Source organism: Actinomadura violacea (assembly GCF_017573465.1).
GTDB classification, from domain to species: domain Bacteria; phylum Actinomycetota; class Actinomycetes; order Streptosporangiales; family Streptosporangiaceae; genus Spirillospora; species Spirillospora violacea.
On sequence record NZ_JAGEPF010000021.1, the window covers coordinates 180,664 to 206,818 of the forward strand.

Genomic DNA, 26,155 nt, shown 5'->3' on the forward strand with positions numbered 1-26,155 from the left:
CGACAGAAGTGGACGTTCAGCCCCATCCGGAGGTGCGGGTTGTGCGTATCGTCCCGGCCGGTTCAATGGATCTGGCTCCGCCATCGCAGCGCGAACCAGAGTTCCATGCGCACGTCCGGGTCGTTGAGGTCCAGGTCCAGCAGCCCGGTGATCCGGCGGATGCGGTGCCGCACGGTGTTGCGGTGCACGCCGAGGTCGGCGGCGGTGCGGTCCCAGTTGCCGTGGTGCGCCAGCCAGCTGCGCAGCGTGCCGGCCAGCAGGGCGGGGTCCGGGGACGGGGCCGCGTCGAGGCCCGCGAGGAGCCGATCGGCGTACCGGGACGCCTGCGGGGAGTCCAGCAGCGCCATGACTCCGTGGAGGCCGGCTCCCGCGACCACGGTCGCGCCGCCGACGCGGGCGGCGTCGAGCGCGGCGCCCGCCTCGCCCCAGGCGGGGTCGAGGTCCGCGGCGGGGTGGGGGCGGCTGATCCCCGCGGGCAGGCCCGCCTCGTCCAGCGCGTGCGGCAGCTCGTCCACCGCGTCCTCGGGGACGAGCGCGACGAACGAGGAGCCGTCCTGCGCGACGAAAGGGGTCCCGAGCAGCGCCGACAGCCGCTGGACGATCGTCTCCCGGGAGCCGGGCGGCGCGTCGAGGGGGCCGCGGACGATGCGCCACCGGACGTCCGCCGCCCGGTCGAGGGGTGCGGCGAGGTCGCGGGCGAGGGCGGGGAGCCGCAGCAGCCCGGCCACGACGGCGGTGCCGAGCGCCTCCGGCGAGCTCGCCTCCGAGGGGGCGGTGAAGAGCAGGGAGAGCGCCGACGCGGTGACGCCGACGAGGCCCCGGTCGGCGACGGTGAACGGGGCGCGCCGGGCGACGGCCATCGCGTAGCCGGTGGGGGCGGGGCCGAGGAGCCGCTGGACCTCGATGTTCTCCTCGGCGGTGGTGAGCGCCGCGCTCATCGGCGACCGGCTCCGGCAGGCCTGGTCGAGCGCCGCGCTCACCTCGGGGTCGTCGCGGACCGGCCCGGCGGTCCAGGTCCTGTCCCGGTTGCGGTCCACGACCCGGACCCAGCCGCCGAGCAGGTCGGCGGTCCGCTCCACCACGGCCCGCAGCGGGCCCGGGCCCGCCGCGGCCTTGATCAGTACCGCCTGGCCCTCCGAGAGGCGCTTCAGGCCGCGGGTCTCGGCGCGGACCAGTTCGGCGTGGTGGAGTTCGACCACGGAGGCGAACGGCACCCGGGCCGGGACCTCCAGGAGCACCATGCCGAACTCGTCGCACGCGGCGACGAGTTCGGGCGGCACGGCGTCGAAGACGGGCGTGACCCCGAACCCGAGGGCGACGACGCCGGTCTCGGCCAGCCGCCGCACGTAGTCGCGGCTGTCGGCGGGGCGGAAGCCGGTCCCGGCGAGCAGCAGCAGCTCCCCTCCCCGCAGGAACGGGGAGGGGTCGGGCAGCTCGCTCACGTGGACCCACCGGACCCACCGCTCGGACGGGTCGGCGGCGCCGAGCGGCCGCAGCCCGAGCCGGGTCAGGAAGAGCCGGAGAGGGAGCACGACGCCAAGGTAGCCGCAGTACGGCCATGACTACGCAAACGGATCATTCAGCGGGTGACGGCGACGAAAACCTTGCTCGTGGGCTCGATCGTCACCCAGTCGCCCGCGAAGCCCTGCGGGATGAAGAAGGCCTCGCCGGCGCCGAACTCGGCGCGGCCGCCGTCGAGGTCGGCGACGGCGACCCGGCCGCTGAGGATCACGCAGATCTCGTCGTAGGGCCACGGGGCGATCCGCACCGCGCCCGGTTCCCCGGTCCAGAACCCGCCCGTGTACTCCTTCGCGGGGCCGCCGTAGGCGAGGTATTCGGTCTCGCGCCACTGCGCGGAGAGCACCTCGTAGCTCTCGATGGGGGGGACGTTGGCCGTCCCGGTCTCCGGGGAGAGCCGGACGACGCCGGTGATGTCCATGATTCGCGTCGCCTCAGCCTTCCAGGTCGCGGGTGAGGAACCGGTCGAGCACGTTGCGGACGATGCGGTCGACGTAGGGGTCGCCGACGTGCAGCGCGTACGGCCATTCCGTCGAGCCGCCGTTGAAGACCTCGCCGCGCCCGCGCGTGAACGCCGCGATCATCCCGGCGCCGCGCATCTCGCCCTCGTTCACGTAGTCGGGCAGGTCGTCGCCGAGCTCGCGGTTGTAGGCGTAGACCTCCTCCTCGGGCCCGCCCATGGGCAGCAGGCCGCCGAACCGGTCCTCCTCGCCGCGGACCGCCGGGGTCAGCGCGAGGATCTCCAGCGTCTCGGGCGCACCGTCCTCGAACGTCGGGTACGGCAGGCCCCGGCGGAAGGTGTACTCGACCGAGTCCACCTCGAATGCGGCCAGGAAGGTCGGGGCCGCGCCGAGCTGGTCGCCGTAGTAGAGGTCGGTGCCCTCGAACGCCCAGTGGTGGGGCCGGTAGACGATGAACCCGCCCGACGACCGCGGGGTCGCGACCCCGTAGCGCGTGTAGACGCCGCCGAGCCCGTTGAGGCCGACGGTGGTCGCCCCGGGCCGTCCGACCGACTTGGCCTCCCACATCGTCGTGGCGGTCCGCGGCGAACGCTCGGTGTCGGGGTCGAGCGAGGGGAGGCGGTAGCAGTACTGCGTGGTCAGGTCGTCGCTGAGCCTGACCTGCCACTGGTAGTTCCCGCCGAACCGGGCCAGGCCCCCGCCGCCGTCGACGAACCGGTCGACGGCGTCGCGCATCTCCCAGCTCCAGTACTCGTCATGGCCCACCACGATCACGCAGCGGTAGCCGTCGAGCACCGTCTCGTCGACGTGCAGGTCGTGCTGGGTGAGGTAGTCCAGCTCGTAGCCGCGCTCCTCGGCCCACCGCACGAACAGCCGCTCGTAGGACGCCCAGAACGCGTCGCCGTGATGGCGGCTGTAGCCGTTCAGGCGGGCCCACTCGTAGGAGGCGTACCGGGGCGCGCCGTTCATCGGCAGCGTGAGGTGGTTCGCCTCGCGCGGCGCCCCCTCCGGCTTGCGGATCATGCCGCGCGCGATCGGGCGCTGCGTCGACGAGAGCGGGCAGCCCGCGTCGTCGCGCGGGTCGTCGCCCAGGCCGCGGTAGTGGTTGGCGCCGCCCCAGTCGTTGTAGGCCAGCATGGTCCCCGTCGTGAGGACGATCGCCGCCTTCGGGCGCCGTCCCGCCGGGGCCTTCACCACGAAGAAGTGCTCGCGCTCCCAGAGCTCGCCGTCGCTCAGCACCGCCCGGACGGTGACGATGTGGAAGCCGGGACGCCAATCGTCCGGGATCTCCAGCGTGAGGCCGGCCGGCCAGCCGCAGCCCTTCGCGTGGGCGTCGGCGGGCGCCTCGTGCCGCCCGGCGGTGACGCCGTCGCGCCGCCAGACCGTCTCCGGGCGGGCGCCGTCGCGGACGATCTCGACGGTGAACGACGGGACGCTCGCGCTCAGGTGGAACGCGACGGTCTCGCCGGGGAAGTAGGAGAACCGGTCGGTGTAGCACCAGACCTCCTCGGCGTCCGGGACGGCGTACGCCCGCTCCGACGGCCACGACCTCGGCGACCACGCGAAGGCCGGCTTCGTGGTGTGCACGTGTCTCACTCCTTCTTCAACGGGATTCGCCGGAACGGTCCAAGGCGAGCACGCTGAGCAGCTCGTACCCCACGTGAGCAGCGGCGATCCCGGTGATCTCGGCATGGTCGTAGGCCGGCGCGACCTCCACGATGTCGGCGCCGACGAGGTTCAGCCCGGCCAGCCCGCGCAGCGTGGCCAGCAGCTCCCGGCTGGTCAGCCCGCCCGCCTCCGGGGTGCCGGTGCCCGGCGCGTGGGCCGGGTCCAGCACGTCGATGTCGACCGACACGTACACCGGCCGGTCGCCCAGCCGGGCCCGCATCCGCTCCACCGCGTCGGCCGTCCCGCCGGTCTCGTAGTCGTCGGCGCGGACGATCTGGAACCCCAGCGCGTCATCGTCCACCAGGTCCTCCCGCGAGTACAGCGGACCGCGGATCCCGATGTGCATGCAGTGCTCGGGGTCCAGCAGGCCCTCCTCGCCGGCCCGGCGGAACGGCGTGCCGTGGGTGTAGGGGGCGCCGAAGTAGGTGTCCCAGGTGTCGAGGTGCGCGTCGAAGTGCAGCACCGCGATCGGGCCGTGGTCGCGGTGCAGCGACCGCAGCAGCGGCAGCGCGATGGTGTGGTCGCCGCCGATCGTCAGCAGCTTCGCCCCGTCCGCGCGCAGCTCGTCCGACCGGCGCTCGATGGTGGCGATCGCCTCCTCGATGTCGAACGGGTTCACCCCCATGTCGCCGGCGTCGGCGACCTGCTGGGCGTGGAACGGCTCGACGTCGAGCGGCGGATGGTAGGGCCTGAGCAGCTTCGACGACGCCCGGACGTGGCCCGGCCCGAATCGCGCCCCCGGGCGGTAGGAGACGCCGGTGTCGAACGGCACCCCCACGATCGCCACGTCGACGTGGTCGACCTGGTCGGCCCGCGGCAGCCGGGCGAAGGTGCCCGGATCGGCGTACCGGGGGATCTTCGTCGCGTCCACCGGGCCGGTCCTCGGTGCGTCGGTCATGGTCTCGCAGCCTCCAAGCGCGGGATCGGGGGGAAGGCTCACTCGGCGTCCTCGCCGAGCGCCGACAGGACGTGCTTGACCCGCGTGTACTCCTCGACGGAGTACAGCGAGAGGTCCTTGCCGTAGCCGGACTGCTTGACGCCGCCGTGCGGCATCTCGTGCACCGGCGGGAGATGGCAGTTCACGCCGACGTGGCCGGCGTCGACGGCGGCGGAGACGCGCAGCGCCCGGGCGTGGTCGCGCGTCCACACGCTGGAGGCCAGGCCGTACGGCGAGTCGTTGGCCTGCCTGATCGCGTCGGCCTCGCCGCGGAACGTCTGCACGGTGACCACGGGGCCGAAGATCTCGGTGCGGCTGAGCTCGTCCGCCGCGGTCACCCCGTCGACGACCGTCGGCAGGTAGAAGTAGCCGGGGCCGCCGGCCTCCCGGCCGCCGGCGAGCACCTTCGCGTGCGCCGGGGCCCGCGCGACCAGGCCCGCGACGTGGGCGAGCTGGGCCGGGTTGTTCAGCGGCGGGACGTCCAGGACGCGGTCCGCGGCGGGCTCGTCCCGCGACAGCCCGATCCGGCGGACCCGCTCGGCCAGCGCGGCGGCGAACGCGTCGTGCGCCTCCTCGGCGACGATCACCCGGGTGGCCGCGGTGCAGTCCTGCCCGGCGTTGAAGTAGCCGGCGAACGCGATCCCGTCGGCCGCGGCGTCCAGGTCGGCGTCGGCGAAGACCAGTACGGGCGCGTTGCCGCCGAGCTCCAGATGGGCGCGCTTGACCGTGTCCGCCGCCGACCGGGCGACGGCGCGGCCCGCCGCGGTGCTGCCGGTGATCGACACCATCGCCGGGACCGGGTGCGCGGCCAGCGCCGCACCCGTCTCCCGGTCGCCGCACACCACGTTGAACACCCCGGGCGGGAGGATGCCGGCGAAGAGCCCGGCCAGGAACACGGCGCTGGCGGGCGTGGTGTCGGACGGCTTGAGCACGATCGTGTTCCCCGCCGCCAGGGCGGGGCCGAACTTCCAGACCGCCATCATCGCCGGGTAGTTCCACGGCGCGATCGCCCCGACGACGCCGACCGGTTCCCGGCGGATGGACGAGGAGTGGCCGCGCACGTACTCCGCCGTCGCCTTCCCTTCGAGCATCCGGGCCGCGCCCGCGAAGAACCGGAGCTGGTCGACGATCGGGACGACCTCCTCCTGCATGGTCAGCGCGGGCGGCTTGCCCGTGTCCCGGCACTCGACCTCGACCAGCTCGTCCGCGTTGCGCTCGACGGCGTCCGCCATGCGCAGCAGGACGGCCATCCGCTCGCCGGGGGTCGTCCGCCGCCACCCGGCGAAGGCCGCCTCGGCCGCGCGGCAGGCCCGGTCGACGTCCGCGGCCCCCGACCTCGGCGCCGTCGCGTACACCTCGCCGTCCGACGGGTCGACGATCTCCATCGTGCGGCCGTCCGCCGCGGCGGCGAACTCGCCGCCGATGAAGTTCCGCAGTTCGACGCCGTCGCTCATCGCGTCTCCTCCCAGTCGGCGGCACTGTCGAAAGCGCCGGTCAGGGCGGCGCTCCGCGGTCATGCTAGGAACAGACCCCCGCCGTCCGCTCCGTGCAGACAGGCCCAACGGCGGGGCCCATCAGTGCAGTTCGGACAACGCCTCGCACCGCGATCGACCGGCGGCCGAGAAGCGCAACGCACGCCTGATCCGGGCCCTCTGCATCGCGTCCCCCACATGAAATGGGTGCTGGACCCGATATGGCCGGAGGTACCGATGGCCCCATGGTGGATTCAGGTACATCTCGGGATGTTCGGGTTGCCGAAGGGACTGACACCGCATGACGACGAGCGTGGACGACGGGGCCGCGGGCAGGCACGCGCTGGGTGACGCCGCGGCACGGGAGATGAAGCAGCGGCTGGAGGACGAGCGGCGCCGCCGCGCGTCGCAGCTCGGCGTGCTGGAGCAGTCGGTCGGGCAGGTCTCGGTGGAGCAGACCGAGGCGTCCGACTATGCCCGCATGGAGAACCTGCGGGAGAGCCTGACGGAGATCGGCAGCGCGCTGCAGCGGCTAGAGGACGGCACGTACGGCCGGTGCGAAGGGTGCGCCCAGCCGATCCCCGCCGGGCGGCTGGAGATCCTGCCCTACGTGCGGTTCTGCGTTAAGTGCCAGGGCAAGAAGAACCGCACCACTCGCTGAGGCGCCCGCTGAGGCGCCCGCGCCGGTCAGATGAGGCGCGCGGTGGTGCTGCCGGACGCCGTGGCCTGGATCTCGTCGAAGTGACCGGCCTCCTCGGCCACCCAGACGCGTCCGGCGAGGATCACCGGACGGACGTTCCGGACGCGTGCGGTCCGCCAGGACCGCCGCCGCCGGAACGCCAGCCTCGGCGGGACGTCCCCGGCGACCCCGTACGCCAGGGTGACCGTGCTGATCGCCGACGGTCCGAAGGGACGGGCGAGCCGGACGTGGTGCGAGCCGAGCAGCAGTTGCCTCGGCGCGGACCGCGCGAGCAGCAGATGGGCCATGGGGGAACCGCCGCCGGGGTCGACGACCAGGCGCGCCGGATCCCCGTCGCGCTGGTGGAGGCGGACCGTCCAGCCGGTGAGGGGCAGCGTCAACCTGCCCAGAAGGTCGCGGTTCGCCGGATCTTCGTTCGTGAGGTCATGGAACATCGTCACTCCAGGGTGCATATGCGGAAGCGGCCGGGCGCGATGCCGGCGCGCGGGTCGGGTCGTGCCGGCTCAGTGGACGCGCGGCGCGGCCGCCGCCCGTACCGCCGCGGGGGCCAGGCAGAGCCGGGCCAGGCCCCGGATGGTCGCCCGGGCCGGGTCGGGCGCGATCTGGACGGGCATGGCCAGCCGCGTCGTCAGCCACCCCGGCAGCGACGGCAGCAGCGCGCCGCCGCCGGTCAGCAGCAGCCCGCGCGCGCGGACCGGACCGCGCCGCCGGGCGGGCAGGTCCGCGAGCATCCGGCGCAGCTCGTCGGCCGACCGGTCCCGGACGGACTCCGGGATCCGCGGGCGCGCCCGGCCGGGCACGCGGTCCGGCAGGTACTGGACGGATCGCGCGTGCTCGACGCGCCCGTCCACGATCACGGCCATCTCGATGATCTCCGCGCCGATGTCCATCACCAGCTGCGCGAGCGGGTCGCCGATCGGCCGTCCCGCGCCCGCCACCGCGGCGAGCGGGGCGTCCGCGAGCCGCACCGGGCAGCCGGCCGCCGCGCGGACGGCGGCGACCGCCCGCTGCCGGTCCACGCCGCCGGCCGCGGCGGGGACCGCCAGCAGGACCTCCCGGGGCCGCGCCGCGCCGGTCGCCTCCAGCAGGGTCCGCCGGGCCAGGTGAGCGCATGCCCGGGAGTCCGCCACCATGCCGTGCCGGATCGGGCGCAGCCGAGGCGCGTCCCCTCCCGCCGCGAGGTGGTCGGCGTCCCCGCCGCGCGGGCGGGGCGGCCGGCGGCCGCCTGGGACCGGCAGGGACGCCGGCCGGTCGATGATCAGCTCCCGTGCGGGCACCCCGGCGCGGACGCGGCTGCTGCCCAGGTCCAGGGCGGCGCGCGGGCCGTGCGGCGAACCGGTGCCCGGGGCACCGGCGTCCCAGGGCGAACTGAGCGGCACGCTGATCACCTCGGTGGAGAGATCGGTACGACCGGCCCCGCCGGCCGGATCACCTTCCACCATCGGCGAGGCGCGCGGCACCCGCCATCGGGGGCGGCACCCATTTCCGTGCCGGGCGGCGTGTATCCCGGGCGCGGCCCGCCGTCCACGGCGCCCGGCCATGGGCGGCGCGGCCGATCGGCCCGCGCGCCCGGCCGGAGAGTGCGGCTACCGTGGGTAAGGCGCGCGGCGGAGGCACGCGGCAGGCGAGCGACCAGGTGGGCGGGGCGGGGGCAGTGCGGCTGTTCTGGCGGGTGTTCTGGCTGAACACCCTGGTGGGCGCGGTGGCCACCGTCCTGCTGATGGTCGGCCCCTGGACGGTGTCGGTGCCGATCCGGCTGACCGAGGCGCTCATCCTGGCGACCGGGCTCGCGGCGATGCTGGCTGCCAACGCCGTGCTGCTGTGGTGGGGCCTGGCCCCGCTGGGCCGGCTCGCCCCCCTGATGGCCACCGTCGACCTGCTGCGTCCCGGCCAGCGCCTGCCCGTCACCGGGAGCGGCGAGATCGCCGCGCTGATCGACACCTTCAACCAGATGCTGCGGCGCCTGGAGACCGAGCGCGGCACCAGCACGGCCCGCGCCCTGTCCGCCCAGGAGGACGAGCGCCGCCGCGTCGCCCGCGAGCTGCACGACGAGATCGGGCAGAGCCTGACCGCGCTGCTGCTCGACCTCAAGCGCGTCACCGACCAGGCCCCGCCGCAGGTGCGCGACGACCTGCGGAACGCTCAGGAGATGACCCGCGAGAGCCTCGACGAGGTGCGGCGCATAGCCCGCCGCCTGCGCCCGGACGTCCTCGAAGACCTGGGCTTGGCCAGCGCCCTCGCCGCGCTCGCCGCCCAGTTCGACACGCACACGACGCTGCGCGTGCGGCGGCAGGTGCAGCGCGGCCTGCCGCCGCTCGACCCGCAGGTCGAACTCGTCCTGTACCGGGTCGCGCAGGAGGCGCTGACCAACGCCGCCCGGCACTCGGGCGCCGCGAGCGTCGTCCTCGACCTGCGCGCCGACGGCGACGGCGGCGTCCTGCTGCGCGTCGAGGACGACGGCGGCGGGCTCGGCGGCGCCCCCGAGGGCGCCGGGATCCGCGGCATGCGCGAACGCGCCCTGCTGGCCGGCGGCACCCTCGACCTGCGCACCCGCCCGCGCGGCGGCACCCGCCTCGACCTGCGCGTCCCCACCGCCCAGGCGGAGGCGCCCGCCGGCGCGGAGCGGACCGCCGGCGCCGACCGGACCGCGGGGGAGCGGCCATGACACGCCCGACCCGGATCCTGCTCGCCGACGACCACGCGCTGGTCCGCCGCGGCGTCCGGCTCATCCTCGACGGCGAACCCGACCTGGAGGTCGTCGCCGAGGCCGGCGACGGCGCCGAGGCGATCGAGCTGCTGTCCGGCCCGGCCCCGGTCGCGGCGGACCTGGCGGTCCTCGACGTCGCGATGCCGCGGATGACCGGCCTGCAGGCCGCCCGCGAGCTCTCCCGCACCCGTCCCGAGCTGCGCATCCTCATCCTGACGATGCACGACAACGAGCAGTACCTGTTCGAGGCGCTGAAGGCGGGCGCGGCCGGCTACGTGCTCAAGTCGCTGGCGGACCGCGACCTGATCACCGCCTGCCGCGCCGCGATGCGCGGCGAGCCGTTCCTGTACCCGGGCGCCGTCACGACGCTGATCCGGACGTACCTCGACCAGGCCGGCGCCGGCCGGGACCCCGACACCGTCCTCACCCCGCGCGAAGAGGAGATCCTGAAGCTCGTCGCCGAGGGCCACTCGTCCAAGGAGATCGCCGCCACCCTCGTCATCAGCGTCAAGACCGTGGAACGGCACCGCGCCAACATCCTCGCGAAGCTCGGCCTGAAGGACCGCCTGGAACTCCTCCGCTACGCCATCCGCACCGGCCTGATCGAGCCCTGACCAGGGGGCGCTACTGGAGCGGGATGTCGATCCCGTGCTCGTCCTCGCGCCGGGGGCCGCGGATGCGCCTGTCCGCTTCGGCGATGGCGACGTCGTTGATGCTCGCCTCTCGGCGCCGCATGAGGCCGTGCTCGTCGAACTCCCAGAGTTCGTTGCCGTAGCTGCGCCACCACTGGCCTTCCGCGTCATGCCACTCGTACTGGAACCGGACGGCCATCCGGTTCTCGCGGAATCCCCAGAGGCTCTTGCGCAGCGCGTAGTCCAGTTCGCGCTCCCACTTGCGCGTCAGGAACGCGACGATCTCGTCGCGGCCGCTGATGAAGGTGTCCCGGTTCCGCCAGACCGAGTCCGGCGTGTAGGCCGACGCCACGTGCTGCGGATCGCGGGTGTTCCAGGCGTCCTCGGCCGCCTGGACCTTCCGCAGGGCCGTCTCCCGCGTGAACGGCGGGTAGGGCGGACGATCTTCTGCCATGACGGCCTCCTCAGGTTGAGAACGAGCGTTCTCTAGTGCTGATCCGCTACGCTAGAGAACCATCGTTCTCAATGTCAAGGAGGCGCGCGTGCCCGCTCCGATCACCGAGGAGCAGACCCGGTCGGACCGCGAGGCCCTGCTCGACGCGGCGGAGGGGCTCTTCTACGGGCGGGGGATCCAGGCCGTCGGGATGGACGACGTCCGCGCGGCCTCCGGCCTGCCGCTCAAGCGCATCTACCGGATCTTCGCCGCCAAGGAGGACCTCGTCGTCGCGATGCTCCGGCGGCGCGACGGGCGCTGGCGAGGAAGCCTGGCCGCCCACGTGGACCAGGTCCCCGATCCGCGCGACCGGGTCCTCGCGGTCTTCGACTGGCTCGCCGGGTGGTTCGCCGAGCCGGGCTTCCGCGGCTGCGCCTGGGTCAACGCCCACGGCGAGCTCGGCCCCTCGTCCCCGGCGGTGCTCGCCGAGGTCCGCGCGCACAAGCAGGCGTTCCACGACCAGATCGCCGCGTGGGTCCGGGCCGCCGGATCACCGGCCGTCGAGCCGGTCTTCCTGCTCGCCGAGGGAGCCATCGTGACCGCCGGCATCACCGGCGACCCCGCGCACGCCCACCACGCGCGCGCGGCCGCCGCGACGCTGCTCAGCGCCTCCGGCTGAACCCGCCGGTCGCCGCGGTAAGGGTGAACCGAGCGTCGTCCTGGCCTCCACGGCCGGAGCCGTGGCAGCCTTGGCAGCGGAGGGGGAGCCATGACGTCTGAGACGGACCCGCCGCCCGTGCGGCATCCCTTGTTCGCGCGGTTCTACGCGCGGATGAGCCCGCTGATGGAGCGCGGCATCAGCCGGTACCGGTCCAGGCTGCTGGACGGGTTGCACGGGCGGGTGCTGGAGGTCGGCGCGGGCGCCGGTGCCAACTTCGAGCACTATCCGGCCGAGGTCACCGAGGTCCTTGCGGTCGAACCCGAAGCGCATCTCCGGCACGTTGCCACCTCTGCAGCGAAGCAGGCGCCCGTGCCCGTCGAGGTCGTCGACGGCGTCGCCGGACGGCTCCCCGCGGATGACCGGTCCTGTGACGCCGCGGTGGCGTGCCTGGTGCTGTGCACCGTTCCGGACCCCGACGCGGCCCTCGCCGAACTCTTCCGGGTCCTGCGCCCAGGCGGCCAGCTGCGCTTTTTCGAGCACGTCCGCGCCGACACGGCCGCCCGCCGGCGGGTGCAGCGCGTCGCGGACGCCACCCTGTGGCCGCTCGTCAGCGGCGGCTGCCGCACCGGCCGCGACACGGCCGGGGCGATCGAGCGCGCCGGGTTCCTCATCGGCCGGATCGACAGGCTCGACCGCGCCGACACGGGGATGCCCCTCCCCGCCGCGCCCCAGATCCTCGGCAGCGCCACCCGCCCGGCCGGGCCCTGACCTTCAGCCGCCCGCGGGCCCCTCGCCGAGGAAGATCATCCGCACCGCCCGCTCCGCCGCGTGCCCGTCGTCCCACGGGCAGAACCGGGCGCGGAACGCGGCGCGGGCCTTGGCCGCCGTGTCGTTCCACGGCGCGCCGGTCCGGAACGCCTCGACCAGCTCGTCCTCGGTGCGGGCGACGACGCCGGGCGGTGCGGCGGTGATGTCGAAGTTGACGCCTCGGGTGAGCCGGTAGGTCTCCCAGTCGTTGGCGAGGACGACGATCGGACGGTCCTCCAGCACGGCATAGTCGAACATGATCGACGAGTAGTCGGTCAGCAGTGCGTCGGAGGCGATGCAGAGGTCCTCGACCGACGGATGACCGGAGACGTCCTTGACCCGCTCCCCGTCCCGGCCGCCGCCCGCCGGATAGTAGTAGTGGGGGCGGAGCAGCAGGACGTACTCGTCGCCGAGCTCGCGCGCGAACCGCTCGACGTCGAACATGGGCCGGTAGACGTCCCGGTACTCCCGATGCGTCGGCGCGTACAGGACGGCCTTCTTGCCCTCGGGTATACCGAGTTCGGCGCGCAACCGGCTGCGCTCGGTGGGCGTGGCCTCGGCGAGCCGGTCGTTGCGGGGATAGCCGATCTCGAGCATCTCGTAGCGGCAGGGGAACCCGCGCCGCCACGCCTCGCTGGACAGCGGGTTGGACGACAGCAGGAAGTCCCAGCGGTCCGCCCGGGCGATCTGCGCCTTGAAGTCCAGCCCCTTGGCGCCGACCGGGAACGCCATCTGGTCGAGCCCCATCTTCTTCAGCGGCGTGCCGTGCTGGGTCATCACGTGCACCTGCCCGGGGCGTTTGACGATGGCGTTGGGGAAGGTGACGTTGTTGACGAAGTACTTCGCCCTTGCCATCGACCGCAGGTAGCGCAGCGTGCCGGGCGCGACGTGGTCGACACCGTCCGGAACGGGACCGGCGGCTCCCGGTTTCACCACCCAGACGCCGTGCAGATGCGGCGCCATCGCCGCGGCCTTCTGGTAGATGGCGGCGGGATTGCAGGCGACGCCCCGGTACCAGTACGCGGCGTACACGACCAGGTTCTCGTCGATCGGCATGCGCAGTTGCACGCGGTAGTAGAGGCGGCCGAGCAGCCGCCGCGCCATGCGCCTGCCATGGCGCGCGAGCCGTACGGCAGTCCGCGGCAGCGCCCTGGCGCGCCGCCGGGCATCAATCAGGGTGACGGCCGCCCGGTACGGCCCGTAGGCGCCCCTTTCGAGCAAGCGGTACTTCACGGCCTTCAACCGTCCGCCGGGGACGGCGTGCCCGGCGGGCCGGCGGCGCCGGTAGAACTCCGCGAGGCGGCCGAAGAACTCGGCGCGGTCGGACGGGTAGATCCGGTCGTCCTTCTCCAGGATCATCAGCGCGTGCCCGATCACCCGGTCGAACATCAGGCCGCGGAACGGCTCGGTGCCGGGATGGGCGTCCATGAACGCGAAGACCCGCTCGTACTGGTCGAAGGCGTCGAAGTGGCGGCGGCTCGCGCTGCGGGTGATGCCGCCGGACCGGCGCTGCCGGTAGACGTAGCAGACCCGGTCCAGCAGGCTCAGCCGCTCCGCCGCCATCAGCAGCGGGAAGGTGACGTTGAGGTCCTCGTAGTACCCCGGGCTGAAGCGCTGGCCGAGTTCGAGCAGGTACTCGCGCCGTATCACCTTGTTCCAGGCGGCCATCATGATCCGCAGGACGTCCGGCCGCTCCGCGCAGCGGAAGGCGGCGGGCGCGGGCGGGTCCCGGAAGTGGCGGCCGCCGGCGTTCGGCACGCGCCGGCCGTCCCACAGTTCGCGCTCGTGGTCGACGACCAGCACGTCGGGACTGGTCTCCGCCAGCCGGTCGAGGATCGCGCGGACGGCCCCTTCCTCGGCGTGGTCGTCGCTGTCGAAGAACCAGACGTAGTCGCCCGCCGCCATGTCGAGCCCGAGGTTGCGGGCCTGCCCGAGCCCGACGTTGCGGTCCAGGTGGCGGACGCGGAGCCGGGGGTCTGCCGCGGCCATCTCGTCGAGGATCGCGCCGCAGTGGTCGGGGGAGCGGTCGTCCACGGCGATGACCTCGATGCCGGCGGCGGCCGGATCGAGGATCGACTCGAGGCACTGGCGTACGTAGGCCTCCACCTCGTAGACGGGCACGATGACGCTGAGGAGCGGGCGGTCGGGTCGGGCGGGCTGTTCGGATGGGGGCATCGCCGGTCCCTGTGAAGGCGGAGGTGTCGCCGGCCCTCCGGCCGGTCGAGGTCGGTCGGCGGCACAATCTACTACAGAGATAGTAGTTCGTCCTCGCTCCGCCCGCGCCGGACCCGCGCTAAGGGCCGGTGATACGGCGGACGGCCTCGGCATACCGGCGCACCGCCTCCGGCGAGAGCCGCCCGGCGGGAAGCTCCACCACGAACGCGCTGTCGCGCACGACGGTGTTCTCCCAGCGGGTCGCGCTCCCCGCAAAGTCGGGCAGGGCGCGCAGCGGGAGCCCCACGTCCGCGGCGAACCGCCGTTCGACCTCCTTCGGCCCCTCGGAGCCGTCGACCACGGCCAGGTGCTGGTGGAACCAGATCCCCACCGTGGGCCGGACCCGCCGGACCAGGCGCGCGGCGTGAACCGACTCCGGCTCCGACAGGGGCTTCGCACCGGAGTAGTGGACCGAGCCGGGGGCGTCGATCCGGCGCCAACCCGCCGGGAAGTTGCGATTGAGGTCGACGCCGCGGGCGTTGTCCCGCGTCCCGGCCGCCGTCCCGTCGGGGTTGAGCGAGCGGACCACCCACAGGTCCGCGTGCGCCGGTCCCGGACCGGCGGCCAGGGCGTCCGCCACCGCCGTCCCGGCCGGCTCGTCCCCGTGCACGCAGCCGACGACGAGCACCCGCCGCCCCGCACGCCGGTTCCCGAGCTCCACCGCGGAGATCGGACGCCCCTGGACCGATCGGCCCAGCGGCACCACCCGGCGTGCCTCGCTCGCGGCGACTTTCCCGCCGCGCACCGACGACCCGGCACCGCCGCACGTCGCCGCGAACACCACCACGGCACCGAGAAGCATCACGCCACGGCCGTACCGGCCCGTCCCTCGCATGATCCGCCCCCAAGGCATGCGCTTTCGACTGCTCTGGGAGGAAATGACCCCACCACCTTATGGATACACACAGTGACAAGTAGATACTTATCGTCACGGACGGCGGGCGGGTGGGCTCGTTAACCTTCGGCGCCCATGAGGACCGCGACCAGCATCACCGCGGTCTCGACCGCGCCGCGCCGCGTCTCAAGGGCATCGGTCGGCTCATCAGGGGAAACGCAGGTCGTGGACGGCGCCGGGATGCGCGAAGGCGAGCAGCCACGACCCCAGCGTGGCCCGGTTGAGCGCTCGCGCAGTGAGTACCGTCATGACTTCCAACATATCAGAACGGAATGATTCGTTCCGTACTTCGACGATCTTGCGGTCGTCCGGCACTCCCGAGTGTCAGTGGGTGTGGGGTGGGGTTTCGCTATGTGGGCCGGGGTCTGTGGCGCCTTGGGCGCGGAGCCAGTCGGCGACGTCGGTGGCGCCCGAGCGCAGGGCGGCGCCGAGCGGGGTCAGGTCGTCGTAGCCGACCCAGTGCGGGTCGGCGTCGTGTTCGAGGAGCAGCTGGGCGGTTCGCAGCTGCCCGCCGTGCGCCGCGGCCCAGAGCGCTTCGGTGATGTCCTCGCCGCCGGGTGCGGTGAGGCGCGCGGCGACCCGGTCGATCAGGCCGAGGGATGCCTCTTGCCACAGGCTGGTGGTGGCGCCGCGCTCGACCAGGCGGCGGGCGGCGTTCCATTGGGCGAACGCGCAGGCGTCGGCCAGCGGGGTGCCGCCGCCGATGACGGCCCCGTCGGCCTCGATGTGGGCACCGGCGTCCAGCAGGACGTCCAGCACTGGGACGTCGTCGGTGGAGGCGGCCCAATGCAGCGGCGTTTCGCGGTGCGGCCCGGCGAATCGGGCGTCCACCTTGGCGCCGGACTCGATCAGGACCGCGACGGTCCGCGGGCCGTCCGGGTAGTGTCCGGGCCAGTCGGTCGCCGCGTGCAGCAGTGTCCATGACGTTCCGCCGGGGGCGCCGAGCCGGGCCGTCGCCAGGCCGGGATGCGCGGCCAGGAGCCGCCGCAGTTCGCGGAGGTCGCCTTGCTGGATCGCCTCGGTGGCGGCACGGGCGACCGGGTCCTCTGCGTCGAGATACGCCATGCCTCATTCTCCCCGCAACCGGTCCTCGGCCGGTTGGTCGCCTTCTCAGTCGGGCACGGCCGGCGCCGGCCGTGAATTCAACGTGGTGAGGATGCGGGTGAGGGTGGCCAGGTCATCGGCATCCAGTACGGCGAGCGCCGGGGGTGGGGCGGTGAGGATCCTCCGGGCCGTCTCGGCCGCCTGCAGTCCGGCGTCGGTGAGGTGGACGAGCTTGCGGCGGTTGTCGTCGGGGTGCGGGTCCCGCCGGACGAGTCCGCGTCGCTGGAACTGGTTCACGGCGATGGTGGCGGCAGGGGGATCGACGTCGGCGGTCTCCGCGATCTCGCGCAGCGTCAGCGGGCCTTCGGTGAGTTTGATCAGGACCCCCGCCCTCTTGGGGCCGAGTTCCAGCTCGGCGCGAAGGACGCGACGGCGGTCCGCGCTGGTGACGAACGCTTGCATTTCCGTCCAGGCACGTGTCGCAAGGGCGGGCGCCCCGGACGAGGCGTCGTCGGCGGTGGTCTTGCCGGGGCCCGCCGGGCCGGGACTCGTCGGATCAGGGTTCATCGGGTCATCTCCAAAGCGTGCGTGCTGAGCCGCCGAGCGCTGCGTTCGGCGCGGGCTCGGGCCCAGCGCCCGGTCGAGACCAGGCCGAGCAGCGCGGTCGCGATCCCGCAGCCGGTCAGAACGGTCCAGGCGGTACGGCTCGACTCGATGAACCCGCCCGAGCCGCCCACGACCATCGAACCGCACACCGCCACACCGATGGCGCCGCCCGTCTGGCGGCATGTCGAGGCGATCGCTCCGGCGACCCCGGCCTGGTCGCGCGGCATCCCTGACAGTGCGGTGTGGGTCAGCGGGGTACCGACCAGGCCGAAGCCGGCACCGAACAGCAGGTAGGCGAGGACGAGGTACCAGGTCCCGGTCCCGTGGCCGGTCCCGGTGAGCAGGCCGGTTCCCGCCGCCAGCAGCAGCCCGGCCAGCACGAACGCCGGCCTGGAACCCCGGGCGGCCACGATGCGACCGGAGATCATCGCGCATGCCGCCAGCGCGGCCGCCATCGGGAAGATGAGCAGGCCCGCGTGCAGCGCGCTGCAGCCCCGGACGTCCTGCAGGTAGAGGGTGTTGAGGAACAGGAACCCGCCGAGGGCCGCCAAGGCGACCACCGAGATGATCGCTGCCCCCGAGAACGCGGGGCTGCTGAAGACCCGGACGTCCACCAGCGGCTCGGCACGTCGCGACTCGGCCACCGTCAACCCGGCCACCGCGACGGCGGCCAGGACGAACAGCGCGATGATGAACGGTGAACCCCAGCCGTGCCGGGGCCCTTCGATGACGGCGGCGGTGACCGGGCCGAGGAAGGCGACGACGAGCAGCTGGCCGAGAGGGTCGAACCGCTTGCCGTGCGCCGCCTTGGACTCGGGGACGAACCGCCGGGTCAGGGAGATGGCCACGGCACAGACCGGCACGTTGACCCAGAAGATGGACCGCCATCCCAGGCCGCCGACCAGCAGGCCGCCGAGCACCGGGCCGGCGGCCCCGCTCAGGCCCGCCACCGCTCCCCATGCGCCCACCGCGCGAGCGCGCTCCTTGGAGTCGGTGAAGGTGGCGGCGATGATCGACATCGCGACCGGGTTCAGCATCGAGCCGCCCACCGCCTGCAGCGCGCGGCCGGCGACCAGAACCTCCAGTGAGGGCGCGAGGCCGCAGATGAGGGAGCCGAGCGAGAAGAGCCCCAGCCCGGCCTGGAACGTCCGGCGCCGGCCGAACCGGTCCGCCAATGAGCCGGAGAACATCAGCAGGCACGCGATGACCAGCGTGTAGGAGTCGACCACCCATTGCAGGCCACTGATCGGCGCGTGCAGTGCCTTCTGGATCGATGGCAGCGCCACGTTGGCGATCGTCGTGTCCAGCCCCGCCACGACCACGCTCAAGAAGCAGGTCGAAAGCACGATCGTCCGTTCACGCGGCGACAGCACGCGGGAAGGCCCGACAGGACGGCTCACATTAGTTGTTTACTATAATTGTTGTGCCACAACAACTAAATTGCTCGCCCTGCGTGTCACAGGGGGACCGGCCGTCTCGTCTCGGGTCCGGCAACGGGTGCCGAGACGGACGCACCCCATCACGGCAAGGAGCGGGACATGAGCGAGCAGGCCGCACACCGAAAGGTCGCGCTGGTCACGGGCGCGAACAAGGGGATCGGGCGCGGAGTCGCCGCGCAGCTCGCCGCGGCGGGCATGACGGTCCTGATCGGCGCCAGGGACCCGCGGCGCGGCGAGGAGGCCGCCGCGGCGCTGCGCGAAGCGGACGGCGACGTGCACGCGGTCGCCCTGGACGTCACCGACGCGGCCTCCGTACGGGAGGCGGCGAGGTGGATCGAGGACCGCTTCGGCCGCCTCGACGTGCTGGTCAACAACGCCGGCATCAGCGGCTCCGGGCGCGTCTCGCCCGAGAACGCCCGCGACCAGATCCCGAGCACCGTCGACCTGGACATGGTCCGGAGGGTGTTCGAGACCAACGTGCTCGGGGTGATCGCGGTGACCAACGCCGTGCTGCCGCTGCTGCGGCGCTCGCCGGAGCCGCGCGTCGTCAACGTCAGCAGCCACGCCGCGTCGATGACGATCTTCAGCGACCCGGACGGCCCCATGACGGCGCTGCTGCCGTCGGCGGCGTACTCACCGTCCAAGAGCGCGCTGAACGCGCTGACCGTCCAGTACGCGAACGAGCTGCGCAAGGACGGCGTGCTCGTCAACGCAGTCGCGCCCGGTTTCGTCGCCACGGACAGCAACGACCACACCGGCGTCCTCACCGTGGAGCAGGGCGCGGCGGTCGTGGTCCGGCTCGCCACGCTCGGCGCGGACGGGCCGACCGCCGGCTTCTTCGGTGAGGAGGGCCCGATCCCCTGGTGACCGCGGGCGCGGCCCCGTCAGGCGCGGCGCGGTGACGGGGCCTCGCGCTCTCCGGCGAGGTAGCGCTCCTTGAGCAGGGACTTGTGGATCTTGCCGACCGGGGTCAGCGGCACTTCGGCGGTGATGACGAACTGGCGGGGCACCTTGTAGCCGGCCAGCCGATCCCGGCAGTAGGCGGTGAGCTCTTCGGCGGTGGGCGGCTCGCCGCCCTGCCTCGGCACCACGTAGAACCGCCCGACCTCGCCGAGGACCTCGTCGGGCACTCCGATCCCGGCGGCCAGCGCGACCTTGGGGTGCGCGGTCAGCAGGTTCTCGATCTCCACGGGATAGACGTTGAACCCGCCCTGGAGGTACATCTCCTTCTTGCGCCCGCGCAGGACCAGGTGCCCGTCCGGCTCCATCGTGACGACGTCGCCGGTGGTCAGCCAGCCGTCGCGGTGGAACACCTCGGCCGTCTGCTCCGGCATGTCCCAGTACCCGGCGGCCACGCAGGCCCCGCGGATCTGGAACTCGCCGGCCTCCCCGGGCGGGAGGGCCGCCCCGTCCGGTCCGGCCACCCGGGCCTCGAAATCCCCGATCACCTTGCCGAGCGTCCGCGAGACCGTCTCCGGAGAGTCCTCCAAAGGTGAGAGCACGCAGGCGCCCGACGACTCCGACAGGCCGTAGAGCCCATGCAGTGAAGCCTGCGGGAAGCCACGCCGAATCGCCTCGACCAGCGCGGGCTCCACATTCGATCCACCCGCCACGCAGGCCCGCACCGAGGACAGGTCACGGGAGGCGAACGTCTCGTGGCCGAGCATCAGCACGAACATCGTCGGGACCGCGCTCAGGAACGTGACCCGGTGCTGCTCGATGGCGCGCAGCGCCCCTTCCGGGCTGAACGCGGGCAGCAACGCCACCGAGGCACCGCTCACCAGTGCGGCCATGATGGTGCAGGTCATGCCGCCGACATGGTTGAAGGGAAGGTGCCCGAGCATGACATCGGCGTCGCCTGTCCCGAAGTGGGCGGCCTGCGCCGAAGCCGCGGCCAGGATGCCGCGGTGGGTGATGACCGCGCCCTTGGGACGCCCGGTCGTCCCCGAGGTGTAGAGGATCATCAAAGGGTCGTCGGGGGCCACGCTCCTGCGCGCTTCGGCCAGTGCGGACGGGGCGGGCGGTGCCGCCGTCAATTCGTCGAAAGAGCCGCTGCCCGCGAAGCCGTCGCCGAAGAAGACATGGTCGGTCACCCCGGGCGCCTGGTCCCGGAACCCTTCGAAGAAGGCGGCGAAGTCGAAGCCGCCCGCGGCGTCCACGCTGACGACGGTGCGGGCGCCGCTCTGGCCGAGCATGTACGACAGCTCGCTCTCGCGGTAGCGCACGTTCAGCGGGACGACGATGGCGCCGATCCGGGCCGCGGCGAAGAAGACGGCCAGCCACTGCGGCGTGTTCAAGCCCAGTAGCGCGATGCGGTCACCGTGCCCGACCCCGCGCGCCAGCAGTCCGGTCGCGACACGGTCGGTCAGCTCGTCGAAGGCCGCGAAAGTCAGGCTCTCATCGCCATCGTGCAAGAACGCCTTGTCCCTGGCCGCCGCGTTCTCCAGGACGGCCCCGACCGTCGTCGCCCGCATGACGCCCTCCCAGACCGGTGATCGTCGACCATCAAATGATCGGTCCATGCGCCGCCGGATGTCAGTTCTTGCGGCCGATTCCCCCATAGAACCAGGTCCGCTTGGCCTCCTCCGCGCTCACCGCGTGCTCGGGACGCCACAGCGGAGCCCAGACCAGGCCCGGTTCGGCCAGTTCGAAGTCGCCGAACAGGCCGGTCACCTGGGCGTGGGTGCGCGGCGTCCCCGGCGCCGAGGTCCGCCGGTACACCTCGACGACCCTGGCGACGACGTCGGGAATGCCGTCGGCCGAGGCATGGGTGAGCGCCAGGTGGCTGCCCGACGGCAGCGCGGCGCGCAACTCGGCCATGATGCCGGGCGGATCGTCCTCGTCGGAGATGAAGTGAAGGACCGCCACCAGCAGGAGCCCCACCGGCCGGTCGAAGTCCAGAAGCTTGATCTCCGGATGCTCCAGGACGTCCCGCGGGTCGCGCACATCGGCGTGGATCATCCTGGTGGTGTCCGAACCGGCGAGCAGCGCCCGCCCGTGCGCGACGACCTGCTTGTCGTAATCCACGTAGACGACCCGGGCGCGGGGATTGACCGCCTGCGCGATCTGGTGGACGTTCTGCTGGGTGGGCAGACCCGTGCCGATGTCGAGGAACTGGTCGATGCCCTGGGACGCCATGTAGCGCACCGCGCGCTGCAGGAACGACCTGTTTCCGTTGATGGTGGTCAGCAGCGTCGGGTCGGCTTCGATCGCTTCCTCCGCGCGGCGCCGATCCGCCTCGTAGTTGTCCTTCCCGCCGAGGTAGTAGTCGTACATCCGCGCGATGCTGGGCACACCCGGATCGAAGCCTCTGACGGCCTGGGGCCGTTCGCCCACCTTCTACTCCTCAACAGAGAGGGTGCTGATTTTGATCATTATGATGCCATGCGCGGCTTCGCGGAACCGGAAGACGATCTTGAGTGCGGCCCAGCCGGCTCTGGCATTGCCGCCGATCTCCACTGCACGGCACGCGGCGGTCAGGCGCCCGCCGTCGCAGGAGCGTGCAGGGCGCGGAGGACGGCCTGGTGGGTGACCCAGCCGACGAGGGCGGAGCGGTCGGTGTCGAGGACGGGCAGGCCGGTTCCGTCGGTGGTGGTGAGGTGGTGGAGGGCGTCGGCGAGGGGCATGTCGGAGGTGAGCGGAGCGGGCATCTCGGCCAGTGCGTCGATGGTCGCGGGGTGCTCGGCGTCGGTGCTGTGCGACTCGGGGTCGGCGAGGGCTTCGGCGGCGGCGCGGGCGGTGACGAGCCCCTGGTAGGCGCCCTGGTCGTCGACGATCGGCAGCGCGCCGTGGGCGGACAGGGCCAGGCGTCGCGACGCGGGGGCGATGGCCGACGTGGCGGGCAGGGGCTCGGGGACGGGCGCCATGACGGTGGCGACGCGGGCGGCCATCCGCGGGTCGACGGGCGGGGCGTCCAGATCGACGCCCCGGCGGCGCAGCTTGAGGGTGTAGATGGTGCTGGAGGTCAGGCGCCGGCTGATCAGGGCGGCGACGACGATGGCGGTCATCATCGGCAGGATGATCGAGTACTCGCCGGTGAGCTCGAAGAGGATGACGACGGCGGTGATCGGGGCGCGGGCGGAGCCGGCGAAGACCGCTCCCATGCCGACCAGGGCATAGGCGCCGGGTGAGGCGGTGAGGGACGGGGCGGCGTGGTGGGCGATGGCGCCGAAGGCGCTGCCGAGCATCGCGCCCATGAACAGGCTGGGGGCGAACACGCCGCCGGAGCCGCCGATGCCGATGGTCAGGCTGGTGGCGGCGATCTTCGCGACCAGCAGCAGGAGCAGGAAGGCGACGGCGTACCGGCCGTTGACGGCGTTCTGCAGGACGGGGTAGCCGACGCCGTACATCTGCGGGACGGCGAGCAGGAGGAGGCCGAGCAGCAGGCCGCCGGCGGCGGGACGGAGCCATTCGGGGCCGCGCCAGGCTCGGTCGCACACGTCCTCGATGAGGTAGAGGGCGCGGGTGAAGCCGACGCCGACCAGGGCGCCGAGCAGTCCGAGCAGCGCGAACAGGGCGTACTCGGCGGGGTGGGCGACCTCGAAGTGGGGCGGGGACATGAACGGGGCGGAGCCGAGCACGGCGCGGCCGATGACGCTCGCGGTGACGCTGGAGAGCACCACGACGCCGAACGACTCGACGGTGTAGTCGCGCAGGATGAGCTCCATGGCGAAGAAGACCCCGGCCATGGGCGCGTTGAAGGTCGCGGCGATGCCGCCGGCGGCACCGCAGGCGACCAGGATCCGCAGCCGGTTCTCGGTGAGCCGGGCGAGGCGGCCGAGCGTGGAGCCGAGCGCCGCGCCGATCTGCACGATGGGTCCCTCGCGGCCGACCGAGCCGCCCGATCCGATCGTCAGCGCGGACGCGAGGGACTTGACGATGGCGACCTGGGCGCCGATGCGGCCGCCGCGCTGGGCGACGGCGAACATGACCTCGGGGACCCCGTGCCCGCGGGCCTCGGGGGCGAAGCGGTGCACCAGCGGCCCGTAGACGAGCCCGGCGGCCACGGGGACGAGCAGGACGAAGAACGGGCCGAGCCAGGGCAGGTGCGGATTGCCGGCGTGCCCGGCGGAGGAGTAGTCGGCGTGGCCGGTGAACAGGTGGGTGAACGCGGTGATGAGTTCGCGGAAGACGACCGCGCCGAGCCCGGCTCCGCAGCCGACCAGCAGGGCCAGGGCGACCAGTCCGCCCTGGGTCTCCCGCAGCCTCCTGAGCGGCGACCGGCTGCCGGTGTCGACAGGTATCTCACCGCGTTCGGGTGCGTTGTCCACCGTTGAGTCGTCCCTCCTGTTCGTCCTATGACCGTTGCAGTATGCAACATTTTTGCCTTGCTGACATTCCTGGAAGGCCGGGCCCTTCTCCGGGGGTGGTCGGACGCGTTCGCCGAAGGCGGTGAGGGTTTGGCGCGGCCGTTCGAAAGGGGTAGAAACTTGGTCGTGATCGAGGGCGGTGCGGACGTCGAGCCAGGACCTGGCGATGTCGATGAGGTCACCTCGGCGATGCTGACCGCCTCGCGATTGCTGGTCGCGGTCTCGGCGCGGTCGCTGGCCGCCGTGGAGGACAAGGTGACCTTGCCGCAGTTCCGGCTGCTGGTGGTGCTGTCCTCGCAGGGGCCGGCCAAGCTGGTGACCCTTGCCGGACTGCTCGCCGTCAACCCCTCCACCGCCCTGCGCATGGTCGATCGGCTCGTCACCGCGGGGCTGGTCGACAGGCGGGCCAGTTCGGAGAGCGGCCGGGAGATCCGCATCGAGCTCACCGGGGCCGGTCGCGCCGTGGTGGACCAGGTCACCGCCCGGCGGCGGGCGGACATCGCCGACATCGTCTCCCGCATGCCGTCAGGTGAGCGTCGCGCCCTGGTCGCGGCCCTGCACGCCTTCGCCGAGGCCGGGGGAGAGCCGCCGGTCTCCGACGCCGTCCCGCTCGGCTGGGACTGAGGCCGCCCGCGGCGAACCCGGGGGCTCTTCGCCGTGTCCTTGGTAACCGGCGCGTATCGGTTCACGGTTCGACTGTTGCACTATGCAAAGGATTGTGGGGATGCTGGCAGCGTGCGCTCCGGGCCGACGCGTCCGTGCGCGGCAGGACGAGGGGGGACGGTTTGGCGCGAACGAGAGGTCGGCGGGCGCCGTACGGCTACCGCCGCATTCGCGATGCCCAGGGCCGGTACGTGACGCAACTGCCGGTGGAGCCGCAGGCCGGCGTCGTCCGCGAGATCATCAGCCGGGTCGCTCAAGGGCAGGCGATTCCGCAGGTGATCCGCGAGCTGGAAGGCCGCGGCGTACCGGCGCCGCGCGGAGGGCCCCGGTGGTCGTGGTCCGTGGTGAGCGACATCGTCCGCAATCCGGCCTACATCGGCAAACCCAACGTTGATGAGGACGAGCGGGTGGCATGGGCGCCGCTGGTGCCCGAGCAACTGTTCTTCGATGCCCAGCGAGCTCTCGAGGAGCCGGGAGGGTCTCCCTCGGGCGCCCCGGCGTTCGGGCTGCTGCTGTGCGCCCTCGGCCCCTGCTACGGGGTGTTCGCCAGTTGCCTTCAAGCGGTCAGTTGACGCGAAGCCGTCCCGCCGTTGGAGAGATCGCCGCAGGGAAGCAGTGGTGCCGCGGTGTCATCGTCCATCGGGTGAGTCGGCTGAGGCCGCACTGCTCGACGCCGATTGCGGATACCAGGAGCCCGGCGCGGGCGAGAACCGGTTGAGCATTACGGCCGCCGCAATGACGCACAGTACGAACCCCATCAGCAGCCAGGTGGGCGGCTCCTGTGATACCGCCGGCATGCCCTCGCCCCTCGCCGCCGGTTCGGCTCCATGGCTCTCGAGCAGCGCCGCCAGCCCGGGGTCGCCGGATCGCAACTCCCGTTCGATCCTTCGCAGGATGAGGCGTTCGCGTATGGACAGGCTCATGAGAGGAGTGTGCTCTCTCTCGGAGTGGCCGGGGCCCACGTGGCCGGGAACCTGGCCCGCCGGCTGTCCCCGGCGGACACCGAGATCACCGTGGTCAACGCCGCGCCGGACTTCGTCCAGCGGATGCGGCCGAACCAGCCGGCGGCCGGCCGGGACATCGAGGCCCCGCGGCTCTCCGACGTCTTCACGGGCACGGGGATCCGGCTGCGCCCGGCCCGAGTCACCGCAGTCGACCCCGAACGCCAGGTCGTCGCCGTGGCCGACTCCGACGGCGGCGGCGAGATCGACTACGACACGCTCGTGTACGCGCTCGGCAGCCACAGCGACGACCAGAGCGTCCCCGGCGTGGCCGAGCACGCCTTCGACGTCGCCACCAGGCCTTCGGCACTGCGCCTGCGCGAGCACCTGGACAACCTGGACGGCCGGGGCGGCGGCGGGAAGGTACTGGTCGTCGGCGACGGGTTGACCGGCATCGAGACCGCCACCGAGATCGCCGAAACCCGGACCGGCCTGTCGGTGGCACTCCTCGCCCGCGGCGAGCCGGGAGCCCGGCTCTCCGCCGGAGCCCGCGGCCAGCTGCGCCGGGCCTGCGACCGGCTGGGCATCACCGTTGTCGAGCACACCGGCGTCGAAGCCGTCGAGGCCATGCGGGCGCGGTGCGCCGACGGTACCTTCCTGCCCGCCGACGCGACCGTCTGGACGGCAGGGTTCGCGGTCAGCCCCATCGCCGCCGCCGGGCTGGAAGTCACCCAGAACGGTCGGATCGTCGTCGACCGCACGATGCGGTCGGTCTCGCATCCGAACATCTACGCCGTCGGCGACAGCGTCCACACCCTCGGCGACAACGGCCTGCCGCTGCCGATGAACTGCGGTTCGGCCGGCTACACCGCCCGGCAGGCCATCGAGGCGATCGTGGGACGCCTGACCGGCCGCGAGATCGCGAACCGCAGGCTGGGCTACTGGTACAACGCCATCAGCCTCGGACGCCACGACGGGATCCTGCAACTGGCCGACGGTGCAGGGCAGGCGAAGCCGCACTACATCTGAGCGGGGTGTCCGGTTCGTG

The 26,155-nt window shown here is 72.8% G+C and carries 26 protein-coding genes; 9 read left to right on the forward strand and 17 right to left on the reverse strand.

The window, feature by feature from the left end; all coding sequences use genetic code 11:
* Positions 1–62: 62 nt before the first annotated feature.
* The 5 genes from J4709_RS55030 to J4709_RS32805 are packed head-to-tail and all read right to left on the reverse strand — an operon-like array spanning position 63 to position 6,038.
* Entirely contained in the window at positions 63–1,532 is a 1,470-nt protein-coding gene (locus J4709_RS55030; protein WP_208246544.1) for a PucR family transcriptional regulator, read from the reverse strand.
* Positions 1,533–1,579: 47 nt separating this feature from the next.
* The gene (locus J4709_RS32790) at positions 1,580–1,939 is read right to left on the reverse strand and encodes a cupin domain-containing protein (RefSeq protein WP_208246547.1); all 360 of its coding nucleotides are present in this window, start codon (positions 1,937–1,939) and stop codon (positions 1,580–1,582) included.
* A 13-nt stretch (positions 1,940–1,952) separates the two neighbouring features.
* Positions 1,953–3,566: a N,N-dimethylformamidase beta subunit family domain-containing protein gene (locus J4709_RS32795; RefSeq protein WP_208246549.1), complete on the reverse strand. Its 1,614-nt coding sequence runs from the start codon at positions 3,564–3,566 to the stop codon at positions 1,953–1,955.
* 16 nt (positions 3,567–3,582) lie between these two features.
* On the reverse strand, positions 3,583–4,545 hold the full coding sequence (gene speB, locus J4709_RS32800) for an agmatinase (RefSeq protein ID WP_208246551.1): 963 nt from the start codon (positions 4,543–4,545) through the stop codon (positions 3,583–3,585).
* A gap of 38 nt (positions 4,546–4,583) precedes the next feature.
* Positions 4,584–6,038 (reverse strand): aminobutyraldehyde dehydrogenase, encoded by a 1,455-nt coding sequence (locus tag J4709_RS32805; protein ID WP_208246553.1) that lies wholly within the window; start codon positions 6,036–6,038, stop codon positions 4,584–4,586.
* Between the two features lie 319 nt (positions 6,039–6,357).
* Between J4709_RS32805 and J4709_RS32810 the strand changes: the two genes are divergently transcribed.
* Positions 6,358–6,717: a TraR/DksA family transcriptional regulator gene (locus tag J4709_RS32810; RefSeq protein WP_208246555.1), complete on the forward strand. Its 360-nt coding sequence runs from the start codon at positions 6,358–6,360 to the stop codon at positions 6,715–6,717.
* A gap of 26 nt (positions 6,718–6,743) precedes the next feature.
* Here J4709_RS32810 and J4709_RS32815 read toward each other — a convergent pair whose 3' ends face one another.
* Together J4709_RS32815 and J4709_RS32820 are read right to left on the reverse strand one after the other, a co-directional pair.
* Entirely contained in the window at positions 6,744–7,196 is a 453-nt protein-coding gene (locus J4709_RS32815) for a hypothetical protein (RefSeq protein ID WP_208246557.1), read from the reverse strand.
* 63 nt (positions 7,197–7,259) lie between these two features.
* A complete protein-coding gene (locus J4709_RS32820) occupies positions 7,260–8,135 on the reverse strand; it encodes a rod shape-determining protein (RefSeq protein WP_208246559.1) in 876 nt (291 codons plus the stop codon).
* A gap of 212 nt (positions 8,136–8,347) precedes the next feature.
* Here J4709_RS32820 and J4709_RS32825 point away from each other — a divergent pair, with 212 nt between their 5' ends.
* Together J4709_RS32825 and J4709_RS32830 are read left to right on the forward strand one after the other, a co-directional pair.
* Entirely contained in the window at positions 8,348–9,421 is a 1,074-nt protein-coding gene (locus J4709_RS32825) for a histidine kinase (RefSeq protein ID WP_307801743.1), read from the forward strand.
* On the forward strand, positions 9,418–10,077 hold the full coding sequence (locus J4709_RS32830; protein WP_208246561.1) for a response regulator: 660 nt from the start codon (positions 9,418–9,420) through the stop codon (positions 10,075–10,077). Before J4709_RS32825 ends, J4709_RS32830 begins: the two co-directional genes overlap by 4 nt.
* Positions 10,078–10,087: 10 nt before the next feature.
* Here J4709_RS32830 and J4709_RS32835 read toward each other — a convergent pair whose 3' ends face one another.
* On the reverse strand, positions 10,088–10,549 hold the full coding sequence (locus tag J4709_RS32835) for a nuclear transport factor 2 family protein (protein ID WP_208246563.1): 462 nt from the start codon (positions 10,547–10,549) through the stop codon (positions 10,088–10,090).
* An 88-nt stretch (positions 10,550–10,637) separates the two neighbouring features.
* On the opposite strand from J4709_RS32835, the gene J4709_RS32840 reads away from it, so the two are divergent.
* Together J4709_RS32840 and J4709_RS32845 are read left to right on the forward strand one after the other, a co-directional pair.
* Positions 10,638–11,207: a TetR/AcrR family transcriptional regulator gene (locus tag J4709_RS32840; protein WP_208246565.1), complete on the forward strand. Its 570-nt coding sequence runs from the start codon at positions 10,638–10,640 to the stop codon at positions 11,205–11,207.
* A gap of 90 nt (positions 11,208–11,297) precedes the next feature.
* On the forward strand, positions 11,298–11,957 hold the full coding sequence (locus tag J4709_RS32845) for a class I SAM-dependent methyltransferase (protein WP_208246567.1): 660 nt from the start codon (positions 11,298–11,300) through the stop codon (positions 11,955–11,957).
* Positions 11,958–11,960: 3 nt separating this feature from the next.
* On the opposite strand, the gene J4709_RS32850 is transcribed toward J4709_RS32845, so the two are convergent.
* The 5 genes from J4709_RS32850 to J4709_RS32870 all read right to left on the reverse strand — a co-directional run bounded on the left by J4709_RS32850 (position 11,961) and on the right by J4709_RS32870 (position 18,155).
* Positions 11,961–14,171 (reverse strand): bifunctional glycosyltransferase/CDP-glycerol:glycerophosphate glycerophosphotransferase, encoded by a 2,211-nt coding sequence (locus tag J4709_RS32850; RefSeq protein WP_208246569.1) that lies wholly within the window; start codon positions 14,169–14,171, stop codon positions 11,961–11,963.
* A gap of 118 nt (positions 14,172–14,289) precedes the next feature.
* Complete coding sequence (locus tag J4709_RS32855; protein WP_232384407.1) at positions 14,290–15,012, reverse strand: M14 family zinc carboxypeptidase; 723 nt, start codon at positions 15,010–15,012, stop codon at positions 14,290–14,292.
* Positions 15,013–15,429: 417 nt separating this feature from the next.
* Positions 15,430–16,170, reverse strand: a complete 741-nt coding sequence (locus tag J4709_RS32860; RefSeq protein ID WP_208246572.1) for an ankyrin repeat domain-containing protein — start codon at positions 16,168–16,170, stop codon at positions 15,430–15,432.
* 45 nt (positions 16,171–16,215) lie between these two features.
* Positions 16,216–16,716, reverse strand: a complete 501-nt coding sequence (locus J4709_RS32865; RefSeq protein ID WP_208246574.1) for a MarR family winged helix-turn-helix transcriptional regulator — start codon at positions 16,714–16,716, stop codon at positions 16,216–16,218.
* Positions 16,713–18,155 (reverse strand): MFS transporter, encoded by a 1,443-nt coding sequence (locus tag J4709_RS32870; protein WP_307801745.1) that lies wholly within the window; start codon positions 18,153–18,155, stop codon positions 16,713–16,715. The genes J4709_RS32865 and J4709_RS32870 overlap by 4 nt, the downstream gene beginning before the upstream one ends.
* Positions 18,156–18,293: 138 nt before the next feature.
* Between J4709_RS32870 and J4709_RS32875 the strand changes: the two genes are divergently transcribed.
* Positions 18,294–19,061: an SDR family NAD(P)-dependent oxidoreductase gene (locus J4709_RS32875; RefSeq protein ID WP_208246576.1), complete on the forward strand. Its 768-nt coding sequence runs from the start codon at positions 18,294–18,296 to the stop codon at positions 19,059–19,061.
* Between the two features lie 17 nt (positions 19,062–19,078).
* On the opposite strand, the gene J4709_RS32880 is transcribed toward J4709_RS32875, so the two are convergent.
* The 3 genes from J4709_RS32880 to J4709_RS32890 form a co-directional block, all read right to left on the reverse strand.
* Positions 19,079–20,668 carry a class I adenylate-forming enzyme family protein gene (locus tag J4709_RS32880; protein WP_208246578.1) on the reverse strand — a complete coding sequence of 530 codons (1,590 nt, stop codon included), beginning with the start codon at positions 20,666–20,668 and terminating at the stop codon, positions 19,079–19,081.
* Positions 20,669–20,729: 61 nt separating this feature from the next.
* Entirely contained in the window at positions 20,730–21,530 is an 801-nt protein-coding gene (locus tag J4709_RS32885; RefSeq protein WP_307801746.1) for an SAM-dependent methyltransferase, read from the reverse strand.
* Positions 21,531–21,670: 140 nt separating this feature from the next.
* Positions 21,671–23,464: a chloride channel protein gene (locus J4709_RS32890; RefSeq protein WP_208246580.1), complete on the reverse strand. Its 1,794-nt coding sequence runs from the start codon at positions 23,462–23,464 to the stop codon at positions 21,671–21,673.
* A gap of 27 nt (positions 23,465–23,491) precedes the next feature.
* On the opposite strand from J4709_RS32890, the gene J4709_RS32895 reads away from it, so the two are divergent.
* Positions 23,492–24,127 (forward strand): MarR family winged helix-turn-helix transcriptional regulator, encoded by a 636-nt coding sequence (locus J4709_RS32895; RefSeq protein WP_232384371.1) that lies wholly within the window; start codon positions 23,492–23,494, stop codon positions 24,125–24,127.
* A gap of 230 nt (positions 24,128–24,357) precedes the next feature.
* Positions 24,358–24,738, forward strand: coding sequence for a recombinase family protein (locus J4709_RS32900; RefSeq protein WP_208246581.1), 381 nt, complete (start codon positions 24,358–24,360; stop codon positions 24,736–24,738).
* 57 nt (positions 24,739–24,795) lie between these two features.
* On the opposite strand, the gene J4709_RS32905 is transcribed toward J4709_RS32900, so the two are convergent.
* Entirely contained in the window at positions 24,796–25,089 is a 294-nt protein-coding gene (locus tag J4709_RS32905) for a DUF3040 domain-containing protein (RefSeq protein WP_208246582.1), read from the reverse strand.
* A 9-nt stretch (positions 25,090–25,098) separates the two neighbouring features.
* Here J4709_RS32905 and J4709_RS32910 point away from each other — a divergent pair, with 9 nt between their 5' ends.
* Positions 25,099–26,136, forward strand: coding sequence for an NAD(P)/FAD-dependent oxidoreductase (locus J4709_RS32910; protein ID WP_307801748.1), 1,038 nt, complete (start codon positions 25,099–25,101; stop codon positions 26,134–26,136).
* Positions 26,137–26,155 lie beyond the last annotated feature (19 nt).